The organism is Glutamicibacter ardleyensis, assembly GCF_014644555.1.
Taxonomy (GTDB): Bacteria; Actinomycetota; Actinomycetes; order Actinomycetales; family Micrococcaceae; genus Glutamicibacter; species Glutamicibacter bergerei.
Genome location: NZ_BMKX01000001.1, coordinates 340,620 through 355,471, shown reverse-complemented (window position 1 = coordinate 355,471; position 14,852 = coordinate 340,620). Strand labels below are relative to the sequence as shown.

13 protein-coding genes are annotated in these 14,852 nt (G+C 55.3%); 8 read left to right on the top strand and 5 right to left on the bottom strand.

The features are described 5' to 3' along the window. Positions 1 to 7 precede the first annotated feature (7 nt). On the bottom strand, positions 8 to 1,255 hold the full coding sequence (locus IEX04_RS01630; protein WP_229676941.1) for an aminotransferase-like domain-containing protein: 1,248 nt from the start codon (positions 1,253 to 1,255) through the stop codon (positions 8 to 10). 134 nt (positions 1,256 to 1,389) lie between these two features. Then, on the bottom strand, positions 1,390 to 1,803 hold the full coding sequence (locus IEX04_RS01625; protein WP_096254842.1) for a helix-turn-helix domain-containing protein: 414 nt from the start codon (positions 1,801 to 1,803) through the stop codon (positions 1,390 to 1,392). Between the two features lie 380 nt (positions 1,804 to 2,183). Here IEX04_RS01625 and IEX04_RS01620 point away from each other — a divergent pair, with 380 nt between their 5' ends. Then, positions 2,184 to 3,359: an NAD(P)-dependent malic enzyme gene (locus IEX04_RS01620; protein WP_188683189.1), complete on the top strand. Its 1,176-nt coding sequence runs from the start codon at positions 2,184 to 2,186 to the stop codon at positions 3,357 to 3,359. Positions 3,360 to 3,477: 118 nt separating this feature from the next. On the opposite strand, the gene IEX04_RS01615 is transcribed toward IEX04_RS01620, so the two are convergent. Then, positions 3,478 to 4,893 carry an NtaA/DmoA family FMN-dependent monooxygenase gene (locus IEX04_RS01615; protein WP_188683187.1) on the bottom strand — a complete coding sequence of 472 codons (1,416 nt, stop codon included), beginning with the start codon at positions 4,891 to 4,893 and terminating at the stop codon, positions 3,478 to 3,480. A gap of 393 nt (positions 4,894 to 5,286) precedes the next feature. Between IEX04_RS01615 and IEX04_RS01610 the strand changes: the two genes are divergently transcribed. The 3 genes from IEX04_RS01610 (at position 5,287) to IEX04_RS01600 (ending at position 7,306) form a co-directional block, all read left to right on the top strand. After that, on the top strand, positions 5,287 to 5,736 hold the full coding sequence (locus IEX04_RS01610) for a hypothetical protein (RefSeq protein ID WP_188683185.1): 450 nt from the start codon (positions 5,287 to 5,289) through the stop codon (positions 5,734 to 5,736). Between the two features lie 87 nt (positions 5,737 to 5,823). Next, positions 5,824 to 6,231 carry a DUF4262 domain-containing protein gene (locus IEX04_RS01605; RefSeq protein WP_188683184.1) on the top strand — a complete coding sequence of 136 codons (408 nt, stop codon included), beginning with the start codon at positions 5,824 to 5,826 and terminating at the stop codon, positions 6,229 to 6,231. 229 nt (positions 6,232 to 6,460) lie between these two features. Next, the gene (locus IEX04_RS01600; RefSeq protein ID WP_105678446.1) at positions 6,461 to 7,306 is read left to right on the top strand and encodes an HpcH/HpaI aldolase/citrate lyase family protein; all 846 of its coding nucleotides are present in this window, start codon (positions 6,461 to 6,463) and stop codon (positions 7,304 to 7,306) included. 1,100 nt (positions 7,307 to 8,406) lie between these two features. On the opposite strand, the gene IEX04_RS01595 is transcribed toward IEX04_RS01600, so the two are convergent. Continuing rightward, a complete protein-coding gene (locus IEX04_RS01595) occupies positions 8,407 to 9,921 on the bottom strand; it encodes an alanine/glycine:cation symporter family protein (protein ID WP_096254849.1) in 1,515 nt (504 codons plus the stop codon). 191 nt (positions 9,922 to 10,112) lie between these two features. Beyond that, positions 10,113 to 10,964 carry a fumarylacetoacetate hydrolase family protein gene (locus IEX04_RS01590; RefSeq protein ID WP_096254850.1) on the bottom strand — a complete coding sequence of 284 codons (852 nt, stop codon included), beginning with the start codon at positions 10,962 to 10,964 and terminating at the stop codon, positions 10,113 to 10,115. A 216-nt stretch (positions 10,965 to 11,180) separates the two neighbouring features. Here IEX04_RS01590 and IEX04_RS01585 point away from each other — a divergent pair, with 216 nt between their 5' ends. From IEX04_RS01585 to IEX04_RS01570, 4 genes are read left to right on the top strand one after another with little or no spacing between them, the layout of a single operon-like run. Then, positions 11,181 to 11,822, top strand: coding sequence for an ABC transporter permease (locus IEX04_RS01585; protein WP_096254851.1), 642 nt, complete (start codon positions 11,181 to 11,183; stop codon positions 11,820 to 11,822). A 49-nt stretch (positions 11,823 to 11,871) separates the two neighbouring features. Beyond that, on the top strand, positions 11,872 to 13,074 hold the full coding sequence (locus IEX04_RS01580) for an ABC transporter ATP-binding protein (RefSeq protein ID WP_096254932.1): 1,203 nt from the start codon (positions 11,872 to 11,874) through the stop codon (positions 13,072 to 13,074). Next, a complete protein-coding gene (locus IEX04_RS01575) occupies positions 13,071 to 13,799 on the top strand; it encodes an ABC transporter permease (protein WP_096254852.1) in 729 nt (242 codons plus the stop codon). The genes IEX04_RS01580 and IEX04_RS01575 overlap by 4 nt, the downstream gene beginning before the upstream one ends. Further along, the gene (locus tag IEX04_RS01570; RefSeq protein ID WP_096254853.1) at positions 13,796 to 14,773 is read left to right on the top strand and encodes a glycine betaine ABC transporter substrate-binding protein; all 978 of its coding nucleotides are present in this window, start codon (positions 13,796 to 13,798) and stop codon (positions 14,771 to 14,773) included. The genes IEX04_RS01575 and IEX04_RS01570 overlap by 4 nt, the downstream gene beginning before the upstream one ends. Positions 14,774 to 14,852 lie beyond the last annotated feature (79 nt).

Here is a 14,852-nt window from a genome sequence, read left to right as displayed (position 1 = left end):
CGCACTCCTAGTTCGCCAGCTTGGAAATCTCGGCTTCCAGCAGCGCAGACAGGCGGCGCACGCCTTCGGTGATAGTCGCTTCGTCCACGGCGCAGAAGGCTAAACGGAGTTTATGGTGCGCCGATTCCGAAGAGCTGAATGCAGCACCTGGAATGAAAATGACTCCGGCGTCCACGCCCTTTTGCAATAGCTCATAGGTATCTATTCCTGCTGGCAGGGTCAACCAGATGAAGAAGCCACCCTCTGGGTGCGTGTGGGTAATCCCCTCCGGCAAGTGCGTAGCCAGGGCTTGAAGCATCGCATCGCGCCGGGAACTGTAGAGGTCGTTGTAGGTCTTGATCTGCCCGCGCCAATCATGCTCGGTGAGGTAGGCGCTGATGATCATCTGGTTCAAAGTTGGTGGGCATAGTGCCACCGCCTCACCGGCAAGGTAGAAGCGGCGGAACAAATGAGTAGGAACCGCAGCCCAACCAATGCGCAGCCCGGGGGAGAAAATCTTGGAGAAAGAGCCCATGTAGATGACGTTCTGCTCATCGAGGCTACGCAACGTTGGGGCGGCCTCGCCTTCGTAGCGCAGCATGCCGTAAGGGTTGTCCTCAAGAATCAGCACGCCTGCTTCGCGGCAGATCTCCACAATTTCCGGGCGGCGTTCGGCGGCCAAGGTAATGCCCGACGGGTTGTTGAAGTTTGGAATGGTGTACAGGAACTTGATTCTCTCGCCAGCGGCTCGCAACTCGTCAATTTTTGTGCGCAGTGCCTCGGGAACCAGTCCATGCTCGTCGGTGAGCACCGGCGCGGCCTTCACCTGGTAGGCCTCAAAAGTGTTCAGTGCACCTACGTAGGTAGGGTCTTCGCAGAGCACGGTGTCACCCGGGTTGCAGAAAACCTTGCACGCCATGTCCTGAGCTGACTGGGAGCCGTTGGTAACGACCACGTCGTCTACCGAGACGTTGGTGATGCCTTCCGCGGCCATGACCTCAAGGATCTGCTCGCGCAGTTCGGGGGTACCCAGGCCGGAACCGTATTGCAATGCTATAGGGCCTTGCTCGGTGATGATTCGCTGAGCAATGTCGCCAATTTTATCCAGGGGAAGTACCTGAAGGTAAGGATTTCCGCCGGCTAAGGAGACAAGGGACGGATCCAAGGACAATTCGAAGACATCGCGGACCGCGGACTGCTTGATCCCGGCTGCGCGTTCGGAGAACAGTGCTTCGTGGGTCGTCAGCAACGTGTCGACTGGCTGGTTCGTTGACATGGTCCTCCTCGACCGGCAGCTCCCCACTAGTTGCGGGAAGTAGGGCATCGCCTCTGGGGGTACCCGAGCGAAGTTTTCTATTAGGACACTTTAGTAGACCACTAGTAAATTTACCAGATGATAAAAAGCCCTGATTATCCCGTGGGCAGGTCTTTGGTTTCTGCCTCAGGCGCCGGGCGCTGATCAAGCCAAGCCTGAATGGCACTGGGGCGTATGCGCCGATGCGTTCCACGATATTCCACGGGAATAATGCCTGCATCGGCCAGCTTGCGCAGATATGAATTCGAGATCCCCGCCATCTGCGCCGCCTGCGAGGTGTTCAGCAGTAGCTCGGTGGTGCCGATACTGACCGACTCGCCAGCCGCAAACCGGTTCAACACCTCAAGCAGTGCGTCATGCGCGTCCTTTGGCAATTGCAATGCGGTGCCGTTGACAAAAACCGTCGTGTCCTCCGACTCGCTCAATGCGCGTTGCAATCGCGTAGTAGTTTTCTCGTCCAGTGCTTCGAAGGTGCGGACCCGACCAAGGGCCGAAGTAGGTGATGCCATATGTTCATCTTGCCTGAGGAAAGAGGAGAATGCATTGATTTTGGACCGGAGTCAACGCGTGGGATTTTTTGTCGATTATGACCCGAATGCGACGAGCGGGGGTTGTGCCACGTTCAGCGGTTACCGTATGGTGGAAATTGTAGGTCTAAAGAAAGTACTGACCAGCCATCTTCCGGCACACCACGACGGAGCGTTTCGCCTTACCTGGCAACGGCGGAGTGGGAATTGTGTACAAGGAAGCCTGATGTCCACCTTAAATGCGTCGGTTCGGGTTCCTTTGCGGTCGGATGAATGGTCATGCGCGTTCCTACGCTATGCCACAAGTTTCGTGGGTACTGCGTTTTCGTGAATCAGAACTTTCTTGAAAGCAGTGACTTTTAATGTCTATTGAAACCAGCTCAGACCTGACCACCATCACCGACGAAGAGATCTTCAACGCCCATCTTGGCGGCAAGCTCACCGTCGCATCGAAGATGCCCCTGAACTCCAAGCGTGACCTGTCCATTGCCTACACTCCGGGTGTCGCGAAGGTATCGCAGGCCATCGCCGATGATCCTGCAATGCACGCCACCCACACCTGGGCTTCGCGTCTGGTCGCCGTCATCTCGGACGGAACCGCGGTCCTCGGACTCGGCGACATCGGTGCCGCCGCTTCGCTCCCGGTCATGGAAGGCAAGAGCGCCCTCTTCAAGGAATTCGGCGGCCTGGATTCCATCCCACTGGTACTGAACACCACCGACGTGGACGAAATCGTTGAAACCGTGATTCGCCTACGTCCAAGCTTCGGTGCGGTGAACCTCGAAGACATCTCGGCACCGCGCTGTTTTGAGATTGAAAAGCGCCTGATCGAAGCCTTGGACTGCCCGGTTATGCATGATGACCAGCACGGCACCGCCGTAGTGGTCCTGGCAGCATTGATTGGCGCGGCCCGTCACACCAAGCGCGAAATCAGCTCGCTGAAGGTTGTCATCTCCGGCGCAGGTTCGGCCGGCGTTGCCGTGACCAACCTGTTGCTACAAGCTGGAGTGGATGACGTCATCGTGCTCGATTCACGCGGAACTATCCACCGTGAACGAAATGATCTCAACGCGGTCAAGGCAGAACTTGCCGGGCGTACCAATCGTGAAGACGTCATGGGTGGCCTTGCCGAAGCGTTGGAAGGCGCCGACGTTGTGGTTGGCCTGTCCTCTTCGCAGTTTGACGAGGCCGCAATAGCCAAGATGAACAAGAACGCCATCATCTTCGCGCTGTCTAACCCAACCCCGGAAATCATGCCGGACGTTGCTAAGAAGTACGCGGCAGTCGTAGCCACCGGACGCAGTGACTTCCCTAACCAAATCAACAACGTACTCGCATTCCCAGGCATCTTCCGTGGAGCCTTGGACTCGGGCGCCAAGAAGATCACCGAAGCGATGAAGGTCGCCGCGGCGCACGCCATTGCTGACCTCGTCGGTGACGATTTGGCTGCCGATTACATCATTCCTTCTGCCATCGATGACCGTGTAATGCCAGCGGTTGCCGCCGCAGTGGGCTCGCTGGCCGAAGAAACTAAATAATTCCTCGACCGAGGAAACATGCTGAATAGGTCGCAACAGCAATCGTTGCCAGACCAAGGTGAGCGTCCGAGAATCAGTGATCATTCTCGGACGCTCACCTGTTTAAGCACAGCTCGAATTAGACGGTGGCGGGCGCCTTGGCCCGTAGTGCATCGGCTTCTTCCCAATTACTTGGGCCCTGGGTAAACGCTCCACGGTAGCGGGCTGCCGGGTGGCGCTCATTGAGCAGGTCGCCGTCCCCGAAAAGCTTCTGACGCAAGGTGCCTTCGGAATATTCGGACTGTGCCAGACCCCTTGCACGTAAGACCGGCAACACCTTGTCCGCAAACTCTTGGAATGAACCTGGGATCACCCAATTGATGACGTTGATGCCATCAACCCCGGCGGCCTGCCAAGTTTCTAGCTGATCCGCGATCTGCTCGGGCGTGCCTTCCAAGCGGGTGCTGTGCGACTGGAGCGTGGCAACATCCTCGAGGGTCGGTTCACGGTCGGTAATGTGCTTGCCAGCCCATTCGGCCATTCCCTTGGAGGTGTTGGTATCAAGGTCCTTGAGCTTGGTTTCCTTCGGATACACCCGTCCGGTCCTATCGAGTATGGCCATGTGCGCCAAGTAGCCGTCGACGCTAATGAACTCGTCGTAGTGCTTGGATTTTTCTCGTGCTTCTTCCTCGGTGTCGCCAATGACGAAAGACAGTCCCTGGAAGAATTTGATGTCCTCGGCCCTGCGCCCATGGGAAACAGCCAACCGGCGGGTTTCGGCGATCAGCTCTTTAGCGACGTCAGGTGTCGGAGCGATGATAAACGTTGCCTCGGCATTGCGCGCTGCAAAGTCTCGCCCCGATGCGGAGGACCCAGCTTGGAACAGCACCGGTGTGCGCTGCTTGGATGGCGAAGGCAGGTGCGGTCCTTCGACTCGGTAGCGCTTTGACTGGTGGTAGATCTTGTTGATCTTTGACGGATCCGCGTAACGCCCATTTTTCTTGTCCTTGAGCAGCGCGCCTTCATCCCACGAACCTTCCCAGAGCTTGTAGGTGACGTCGATGTACTCGTCGGCCCAGGCGTAACGTTCGGTATGGTCGGTCAACGCTGGCAGACCGTAGTTGCGTGAGGCGTTTTCGTTGATACCGGTGACCACATTCCAGGCGATGCGTCCATTGGAGATGTGGTCCAGGGTGGACACCTGTCGGGCAAAGTTAAACGGGTGGTTCTGCACGATGTTTGAAGTCGTAGCTAAACCTATCTGCGTGGTGTGCACTGCCAAAGCACCGAGCAACACGGTGGGGTCATTTGACGGGATCTGCAGACCTTCATGGACATACACGTCATAGTCGGCTTCCGTGTCGCCGTAAAGTCCGGAGACATCGGCGAAGAACATCGCGTCGAACTTTGCCTTCTCCAAAATCTTGGCGAGATTGATCCAGGTATTAACGTCGTTGAATTCAGTTTGCCCGGCATCTGGGCGGCGCCACTGACCGTGCTGGATATGGCTGGTGGTGTTCATGACGAAGGCGTTGAAATGAAGTGGTTTTCCCATGGTGGTTCTCCCGGTCTTTTGGCAGTAGCGGCTAGCTCCCTTTATGCGATACTTTCAGCGTTCGTTCGGACGGTCGAGCCTTAAGAATGAAGAAGTCTTGGCATGTAGCTACATGACGCAATGACGCTTTTGTTAGCAGATAGGGACATGGGTTTATGACCAGAGAAGACTTCCCGAGTCCTGAAACGAAGCTAGACATTGGAGCGATGAATGCTGAGGGCGGTTGTCGTCCTTGCCCGAACGCCATCATTTCCTTCAGTTCCGCGATGTTGACGCTAACCCGCTACCGAACCGGGCCAGCCAAGTTATCCACAATTGAGAATTCTTGTATCCACGCGACCTTGATTGTCGCAACACTTGCAGGTACCTGAACCCACCTTGTGAGGAAGAGACATGGAAGATTATTCAGAAGCTAAGATATGCGTCCGTTGCAGTTTGCCAGTAAAGGGACTGGCGCTGCTGACCAATGCCGAAATTGCCGCTACAGGTTTTGCCATCTTGCTGTGCAGAGGCGAAAGGAGCCCACGAGTCCTTGGCTTCACTCTCGGGTTGTCCAGTCTTGGCCACAGTGAAGTGATGACCGTCGGCGGAACCGATGACGAAGTTTTTGCGTTACTCACGCACCTCGCCGAACAAGTTACAAGGCACGGACAGAGCTTCGACGTTGGCTCCCAGTGCACCTCGGTGTTTAGCGACCTGTTTTTTCGAGAGGCACCGTGTGGGCTACACGATTTGGATATCGTCAGCGAGATCTGTGGTGATGAAATTCCCACGTGGCTACAGTGCGACGAACCATGGAGTTTTATCAGCCTTGAAGAAGAGCCTTACGCAGGACGTGGTTGATAAATCAGGCCAGGAAGGGGAAATAAATAAGATCTGGAAACCGCACGTTCCCTAAGGAGAGACATCATGTGCGATATGTGCAATGGAATGACTAGTAAACAGGTAGAAGCCCAGACGGCTCAACGCATTCGAGATTACGGCAGGGAGATTATTTATGTCGAGGGCGACGAATGCTACGAGCCCTATGCCTACACCGTCGGTTTGAGCAAAATTGGGCACCCGGAGTTTCTCGTCCGCGGTTTAGATGTGGAAGACAGTTTGCAGATGTTGAACGGATTTTCAGCATCCGTACTTGAGAATCATGAACATTTTGCTCACGCGCATATCTCTTGCTGGAAGGACGGGCGACTTCTGGTTTTCTCCGGCATATCTACAGGGATTCGGTTGCAGGTGCCCTTTGCGTACAGGCGTTACGGCGAATCGGTGCGCGTATTAGAGATTCTCTTTGCTGGTGATGATTTTCCACTTGGGGCACTACAAGCCAACCAAAATTAGCGCGTAAATTTGCCGATGTGGGTTTCGGGCTGGTTCCGAAAAACTGAAGCTTGCAGGATTTCGTCTCTGGGTTAGGTCGTAGATTTTGCGGTGAAATCCTTGGTTTATTGACTTCTTTGGTCTGACCACATGGGTATGTAATCAGCTTCATCTGTGAGCTTCGGTGCAAGTGATAGATGCTGGTGGGTGTCGGTAGAAGACGGGCGCAGAAAGTGAGTAGGCTTGTAATATGGCTTTCCGAAATCGTCGCGCTGCGGCCCTCCCAGCAAAATTATCCCGTTCGTGGCTCCTGGTTAACGCTGCCAGAGAAGAAGACTTCGGACCCGGTTTAGCTTGTGAAGCTGATTCTGTGATTTTTGATATGGAAGCAGCAGTTCCCGATGACAAGAAAGCCTTCGCCCGCGACAACGTGGTGCGCGCACTTTCCAACGGCATGACCGCCTGGGTCCGCGTGAACGGTACCGACACCGACTTCTGGGCAGATGACCTTGCAGCACTGTCTGAGACCCCTGGCCTGCGCGGCGTCATGCTTGCAATGACCGAAAAGCCAGAGCAGGTCACCTACACCGCAATGCGTTTGCGTGCAGGTACCCCGGTGCTCGCGCTGATCGAAACTGCCGTAGGTATCGAAAACGCCACCAACATCGCCTCGGCTCCGGGCACTTTCCGTTTAGCCTTCGGTGTTAATGACTTCCGTAAAGACACCGGTGTTTCTGATGACCCGATGGCGTTGGCGTATGCACGAGGCAAGCTCGTGATTGCATCCCGCGTGGGTAAGTTGCCAGGCGCTATCGACGGTCCACCAGCTCCCGGCGCAAATGCTGCCAAGGTTACCGAAGAAACACTGGTCACCGCCTCCATGGGTATGACCGGAAAGCTTTCCCTATCCAGCGAACATGTTGATGGTATCAACGCCGCACTGGCTCCAAGCGAAGACGAGCTCTCCTGGGCCATGGAGCTGCTCGAAGCACACGCCGCGGGCGCCTCAGTGGGCGATGGTTCGTACTTGCCTCGACTCGCTCGCGCGCAGAAGATCGCCGACCTGGCCGACTCTTACGGATTGTGGAACGCCTAGTCTCCACGTACTAACCAGTCCGGGAAGTCGGTCGCTCAGTTGGCCTCCAAACGGTAACGTAGGCATGGGCCCATTCCTCGATCACGGTGAGGTTGAGCCGTCCGACCTTACCGTTGTCTTGGGGCCGGCAGGGTCGCATGCGCTTATGCGTGATCTCCGGTCGTAGAGTATTGGCGAAAGCGTTTGAAAGTAACAGCTCTACTGTCAGTGAGCACACGGTACCCCGGAAGTAGGCATTGGGCCTGATCTCCGGAACCGGGCCGTGGTTTCCTTCCTCCAGACCTCCAAGATATAGATGTAAGCCACGTGTGAGTGGTCGTCTTGGACTTGCTGCGTTTCCCGGGACCGTTCCGCGACGCGCTGGCCGCCGCCGGGGAAAGCGCAGCATCAGGCTTTGCAAGAACTCTCTAACTTGTCTTGTCCTTCTAAGCGAATATACGTGGTTGCGGTACGGCTCCGGCTAGTGACCGGAATCCTGCGTCGACGTGTTCCGAATCAGTCCGCGTTCTGCAATTAACGTAGAAAGTAGGAGGATAGCTGCAGCAGCGTTCCATGGAACGTGTGGCAGGTAGCCTTCGGAAGGAAAATCTGCGAGTAGCCAGTGAGTCAGGAAGAAGACTGCTATTGCTAGCGCAATCGAAACGAGATTTGCGATTACTTTATGCTTCCGTCGCACTCCCTGCCAGATGGGGATCGTGTTTTCGGTTGAAGTGTCAGCAGAAAGTCCGAGAAACTTCAGCATTATTTCCTTTCACGGAGATTTAGTTGGTTTAAAATAAATTATTTGAGTAGATTGTCTTGTGCTCATTTAACCCACCCTCTTGTGTAAATACACTATATGGAATGAATCTGGATGTAAATCATACTTTTGTAGGAGGGGCGGACGATTTGGTTGCCACCAGGTTTCGCGGGTGAAGATGAGGCGTGCAAGTGCTAAATGATCAAGTCCCAAAACATCACAGCGACGTAAAGACCCCTCGGGCAGGGCTGGCACCGGCCTTCTGCGTTCTATCTGCTGCAAATAAAAAGAGCTGCCGCTCTTACCCAAAGGGGTAAGAACGACAGCTCTCCGATTTTTTAAGAGAAACGGATCTTAGTTCCTAGCGGATCGGATCCGGATCCTGCGCTGCCTGGTGAGCGCCACGGTTCTTCGAAGAGCCAATCACGTCACCGGCCTTCCACTCTGCCCAGCCTGGACGGGCGGACATGAAGTTCTCAATTTCCGCCTTATTGGCTTCCAGCTTCGGATCATTCTTCAGGTACCAGCGGGTTTCGCGAGCCACCATACCGGAGAGAATTAGCAGACCGATCAAGTTCGGCAGTGCCATCAAACCGTTCATCATGTCCGAGAAGTTCCAGACAGCGGTCAGCTCGGTGGTGCAACCTACGTAAACGACCAGTGAGAAGACGATGCGGAATGGCATGACCAGCTTGCGACCGAACAGGCGCTCGATATTTCGTTCACCGTAGTAGCACCAGCCAAGGATGGTGGAGAAGGCGAACATGACCAAGCCAATGGTGACGATCCAGTGGCCCCATTCACCTGGCAGGCCGTTAGTGAAGGCCTCGCCGGTCATCAGCGCAGCGGAGATCTGTTCACCGGTTGCCTCATCGACCAGCTTCCAGGAACCGGTGGTGATGATCACCAGACCGGTGCAGGTAACCACGATGATGGTGTCAATGAAGGTCTGGGTCATGGAAACCAAGCCCTGACGTACTGGGTGGGTGGTCTGCGCCGAAGCTGCAGCGATAGCAGCCGAACCCATACCGGACTCGTTGGAGAAGATACCGCGAGCTACACCGAACTGAACGGCGATGATGATTGCCGAACCGGCGAAGCCGCCGACTGCCGAGGTGCCGGTGAAGGCATCGGTGAAGATCTCACCGAATGCAGCAGGAATGCCAGATACGTTGGAGATGAGGATGTAGATCGCAGCTGCCACGTAGAAGACGATCATCACTGGAACGAAGCCAGCGGTGACTCGACCGATGGACTTGATGCCACCGACAAGAACAGCGATGGACAGTACGGTCAGAATGACGCCGGTAACCCATGGGGTGACGTTGAATGAGCTCTCAAGGTTAATCGCGATCGAGTTGCCCTGAGTCATGTTACCGATGCCGAAGCAGGCTAGGGTCGCGGCGATGGCGAAGAACAGTGCCAAGAACTTTCCGAAGGGACCCTTGATGCCGCGTTCGAGGTAGTACTGTGGACCGCCGGACTTTTCGCCAGCTGCGTCAGTTCCACGGAAGCGAACGCCCAAGTAAGCTTCGGTGTACTTTGAAGCCATACCGACTAGGCCGGTAACCCACATCCAGAATAGTGCGCCCGGTCCACCAATGCCGATGGCGGTAGCAACACCCACGATGTTACCGGTACCGACAGTGGCAGCCAATGCCGTGGTCAGTGCCTGAAACTGCGAGATATCGCCTTCAGCTTCGGCGTCTTTGCGCTTGAGTAGGCCCAGACGAAGCGCTGCCGCAAGTTTGATGAACTGCAAACCGCCCAAGCGGATGGTCAGATACAACCCGGTGCCCAAGAGCAAGGGGATGAGGACAAACGGCCCCCAAATAACCGAGGAGATATCTCCGAAGAGTGTTCCCAAAGCGTCCATGAGTTCTAGATCCTTCGATGCGAGTGATTGATGATGATGACTGCCATTCGAAGTGACATTGTGAGTCATCATACGTGATGCTGAGAGTCAAGTCACAACCGTTGTTTCGTGTCGCACCAACGGGATTAAAAGTGAATTAAAAGATGTCCCCGCGTCTAAAAACTGACGCGGGGACATCTAAGCGTTCGCGGCTAAAGGGAAGCGAACTTAATCGTGGAAGTGCCCAGACCATCGATGCTAGTTTCGAGCAAGTCTCCGGCCTTCAGCCATGGGCGGCGCCCATGCTCGTCACGTCGGCCCAAGGCCACCCCGGCGGGGGTGCCGGTGAGGATCAAATCGCCAGGCTGCAACTCATTGATGACCGATAGGTAGGAGACTAGTTCGGCCGCGGAGAACACTAGATCGTCGGTGGAATCTTCCTGAACTACCTCACCGTTGACCTTCGTGGTGATCTTCGCGCCCGCGCTAAATTCATCGGAGGTGACCAGCCATGGGCCCACTGGAGTCGACTTGTCCCACGCCTTACCCTGCAACCATTCGGTGGTTCGTCCCTGGAAACCGCGCATGGAGACATCGTTGGAAACCGCATAACCAGCAATATGTGCTGCCGCGTCTTCGACGGAGATGCGCCGGCCGGCGGTACCGATGACGATGGCGAGCTCACCTTCGTAATCCATGCGGTGGTCCTCGGCAGGGATTTCTACAGTGTCATTTGCTCCGCATAGCGTGGAAGCGAACTTTGCGAAAACCGTAGGGAACTCTGGTTCCTCGGCACCCACCTCGGCTATGTGGTTACGGTAGTTCAGGCCTATGCAGTACACCTTGGCCGGGTTGGGGATCAGCGGGGCATAATCGGCCTCGGCTTCGGCAATCGAGTCACCGACTAAGGCTCGTGCGACGACTTCTTGCTGGGTTGGGTCATCGAGGCGAAGGAACTTCTGAATGTTCGACAAGTTTTCCAGGTAGTACAGTCTGCCATCTTCAATGACGGCGGCCGTTGTTAATCCGGGTTCGGTGGTCAGTCGCACGGTAGCTAGTTTCATGTTTCTATCTCACTACATTCGCACCGTCTTGGCTAGCATGTTGCGCCATGCAGATAGGCCAAAACGACACTCATATCTGACCAAGTCAGCAGAAGATTTATCAAAATGATACCGAACGATGAGTGCTAAGGCCGGTAAACTTGGGGCGAATGCTGAGTATAGGTATCTATTCCAGCTCAGTGGATAATACGAAACTAAAGTGAAGCAGGTCTTAATGTGGGTGACTTTTTCGGCGAAAGATATCGCCAAATTTTATTCGCCTCCTGGCAGCATTTGTGGCTTGTAGCCCAATGCCTCGTCTTGGCGACAATCATTGCGGTGCTGATCGCCGTGCTGGTGTATCGCAGCAAATCGTTGGCCGGTTTGGCCAATGGCATTAGTGCAATTGGGCTGACCATCCCGTCCTTTGCACTGATCGGTATTCTTATCGTTCCTTTCGGCTTTGGTGTTTTACCGGCGGTGATCGTCGTGACGTTCTTCGCGGCCCTGCCAATTCTGAGAAATGCCATCGTGGGACTAAACAACATCGAACCGACGGTCGTTGAATCGGCGAAGGGCATCGGCATGAGCCGCATGAAAACCCTGATCTCCGTCGAACTGCCCATGGCCTGGCCCGTGATCTTAACCGGCGTGCGCATCTCAGCGCAGATGGTTATGGGTGTGGCCGCTGTTGTCTCCTACGCGCTGGGCCCTGGGCTTGGCGGGTATATCTTTTCGGGCCTATCCCGGCTGGGTGGTGCAAACGCCTTAGAATCTGTCGTCACCGGCGTGGTCGGTGTTGTCATCTTGGCGCTCATTCTTGATTTGATCTTGCTCGGCGTTGGCCGACTGACTATCCCGCGAGGTATCCGTGTCTGAAAATAAAGTCGAAACCAGTACCGAACAGAACGTCACCGGAGCGTCGATCATGCTCCAGGAAGTCACCAAGACTTACCCGGGACAGAAAAAACCCGCGGTTGGCGGCCTGACTCTTGAGATCCCTGCAGGTTCCATCGTGATGTTTGTTGGTCCCTCGGGCTGTGGCAAAACCACAACGCTGAAAATGATTAACCGGCTGATCGAGCCGACCTCTGGCGAAATTATCATCAACGGAGAAGACGTGACAGAGATGGACGGCGACGAACTGCGCCGCCGTATCGGGTACGTCATCCAGGCCGGAGGCCTCTTCCCGCACATGACCGTGGCTACTAATATCGCCATGGTGCCCAAGATGCTGGGTTGGTCTAAAGAAAAAATTGCGGCCCGCGTAGATGAGCTGCTTGAACTCGTGTCGCTTGACCCTGAGCTCTACCGCGATCGCTTTCCGAAGGAGCTTTCTGGTGGACAGCAGCAGCGCGTAGGTGTGGCCCGTGCCTTGGCGGCTGATCCACCGGTGCTATTGATGGATGAGCCATTCGGCGCGGTGGACCCGATCACCCGTCAGCGTTTGCAAGACGAACTGCTCAACATTCAGTCTGAGGTTCAGAAAACCATTGTTTGTGTGACCCACGACTTTGATGAGGCTGTGAAGCTGGGAGATTGGATCGCGATCTTCAACGAAGGCGCGCAACTGGAGCAGTACGATTCCCCGGAACGTATTCTGGCTAACCCGGCCAGCGAGTTCGTAGAAAACTTCATCGGCTCCGGTGCCGGACTGAAGCAGCTGACGCTGACTCGCGTGAACGAGGTGGAACTCTCCGAGGCAATCACTACCACCGCAGGAAAGAATGCCTCGGATGTACTGTCGCAATTGCAAGGTGCCGGCCGCAAGTACGTAGTGGTACTCGATTCACGCGGACGTCCGGTGCGCCGTCTAAATCGCCGTCAGCTTTCTCGTGCGGAAATCATCGATGGTACTTACGATCCGGATTTGCCGGTAGTCGGTGAGCAGGCAACGCTCAACGATGCGTTGGACACCATGCTTGTTGCCAGCACGGAGTCGGCTTTGGTTACCGGGCGGCGCGATGTCCTCAAGGGAATCATCACCGTACAAACGGTCATGGAAGCGATCGCTGCCACTAACTCCAACATGGATGGGGACCATGACGCCCCGGTGGGATTGAACTCTGGTGCAATCAACTTGCGAGATATCCAGTTGGATAGTCAGCAATCTGGTGGTGAGACTTCGTGAACGCAGAAAAACGCGGACTGATTTACCAGTTGTTAGGTATCGCGGCAGCTTTCGGAATCTTGGTGATTTGGCTGGTTAACGCCAACCTCACCGAGACGGAAAGGCAAACGCTGGACCCGGCAACAATCTGGGGGTACACGAAGGAGCACCTAGAAATCACGCTGATTTCAGCGGTGATCGTTCTGATCATTGCGATTCCGCTTGGTGTCATTCTCACCCGTCCTGCTTTTCGCAAGGCAGCACCCGTGGTGCGCGCAATTGCAAACTTTGGCCAGGCAGCACCGGCCATTGGTGTAATCGTACTCCTGGCTTTCTGGCTGGGATTCGGCCCCGTCACGGCAATTGTCTCCTTGGTGATTTATGCGATCCTTCCGGTACTCTCGAATACCATTGTCGGCTTACAGCAAGTTGATGAGCGGCTCGTAGAAGCAGGGCGCGGTATCGGAATGAGCCAATCTGCGGTCCTCTTCAAGGTGGAGCTACCGCTTGCGGTTCCGGTCATGCTTTCCGGAATTCGAACCGCTTTGGTACTGCTCGTTGGTACGGCTACTTTGGCGACCTTCATTAATGGTGGTGGACTAGGAATTCTCATCACCACCGGGGTGAACCTGAACTTGAACGCGGTGTTGATTGCCGGTTCGCTGCTGGTTGCACTACTTGCGCTGACCATCGACTGGCTGGGGCGAGTCGTGGAACAGGTCGCGCGGCCGAAAGGACTCTCATGAATCGCAAACTGAAATTTGGGGCCCTATCCTTCGCAGCGCTCATTGGCTTGACCGGGTGTGGGCTGAGCCCGGCAACCGGTACGGTGCCAGATGCTAATCCCGGGCTCATCAAAGCAGATCAGTCGCTGGACAAAGACGCCAAGGTGACTGTCACCTCGAAGTCCTTTACCGAACAATTGCTCTTGGGCAAGATTACGGTGATCGCATTGGACGTTGCCGGTTACAACGTCACGGACCTGACTAACGTGCCAGGCTCACAGCCAGCGCGTCAGTTATTGCTTTCGGGAGATGCCAGCGCATTGTGGGAGTACACGGGAACTGCCTGGCTGACCTACCTCGGGCATGAAAAGCCCATCGTTGGCGCTGATAAGCAGTGGCAAGCGGTGCATGATGAGGACGTAGCCAATGGGATTGTGTGGGGTAAACCAGCTCCGTTGAACAACACGTATGCCATGGCCATGAACCGCGAGGTGGCCGATCGCTTGGGCATTACAAAGCTTTCCGAGATGTCCAAGTTGGATTCAAAAGAGCTGACCTTCTGCGTTGATCCGGAGTTCAACTCGCGTCGTGACGGTCTAACTCCAATGCTTGAGCATTATGGGATGAAGCGCGGAAGTCAGGTCAAGGAGGACAACGTTGGCCTTTATGATGTGGGCGCTATCTACCAGGCGACAGCAGAAGGGGCTTGCAACTTTGGTGAGGTTTTCACAACCGACGGGCGTATCAAGGCGCTGGACCTGACGGTTTTGGAAGACGATAAGCAATACTTCCCAAGTTATAACGCGGCACCTGCGTTCAACGCGGAATTCTTGGAAAAGAATCCTGGCGTTCAAGATGTCATGGCGCAGATTGCACCGTTGCTGACCGACGAAGTTCTGTTGGACCTGAATTACCAGGTGGACGTCGAGGGGCGCGAACCGGCTGACGTTGCCTATGAATGGATGCTGAACGAGGGTCTAATAACGGCTCCGTAAGCAACAAGCTGACAAGCGACCGCCACCAGAGAAATTCTCTGGTGGCGGTCGCTTGCTGTTAATCCGATCGAATTAACGC

Coding starts and splice junctions, on each gene's coding strand:
- IEX04_RS01570 (WP_096254853.1), top strand. CDS start 13,796: ATGAATCGCAAACTGAAATTTGGGGCCCTATCCTTCGCAGCGCTCATT.
- IEX04_RS01630 (WP_229676941.1), bottom strand. CDS start 1,255: ATGTCAACGAACCAGCCAGTCGACACGTTGCTGACGACCCACGAAGCA.
- IEX04_RS01610 (WP_188683185.1), top strand. CDS start 5,287: ATGGAAGATTATTCAGAAGCTAAGATATGCGTCCGTTGCAGTTTGCCA.
- IEX04_RS01600 (WP_105678446.1), top strand. CDS start 6,461: ATGGCTTTCCGAAATCGTCGCGCTGCGGCCCTCCCAGCAAAATTATCC.
- IEX04_RS01615 (WP_188683187.1), bottom strand. CDS start 4,893: ATGGGAAAACCACTTCATTTCAACGCCTTCGTCATGAACACCACCAGC.
- IEX04_RS01580 (WP_096254932.1), top strand. CDS start 11,872: ATGCTCCAGGAAGTCACCAAGACTTACCCGGGACAGAAAAAACCCGCG.
- IEX04_RS01595 (WP_096254849.1), bottom strand. CDS start 9,921: ATGGACGCTTTGGGAACACTCTTCGGAGATATCTCCTCGGTTATTTGG.
- IEX04_RS01625 (WP_096254842.1), bottom strand. CDS start 1,803: ATGGCATCACCTACTTCGGCCCTTGGTCGGGTCCGCACCTTCGAAGCA.
- IEX04_RS01590 (WP_096254850.1), bottom strand. CDS start 10,964: ATGAAACTAGCTACCGTGCGACTGACCACCGAACCCGGATTAACAACG.
- IEX04_RS01605 (WP_188683184.1), top strand. CDS start 5,824: ATGACTAGTAAACAGGTAGAAGCCCAGACGGCTCAACGCATTCGAGAT.
- IEX04_RS01620 (WP_188683189.1), top strand. CDS start 2,184: ATGTCTATTGAAACCAGCTCAGACCTGACCACCATCACCGACGAAGAG.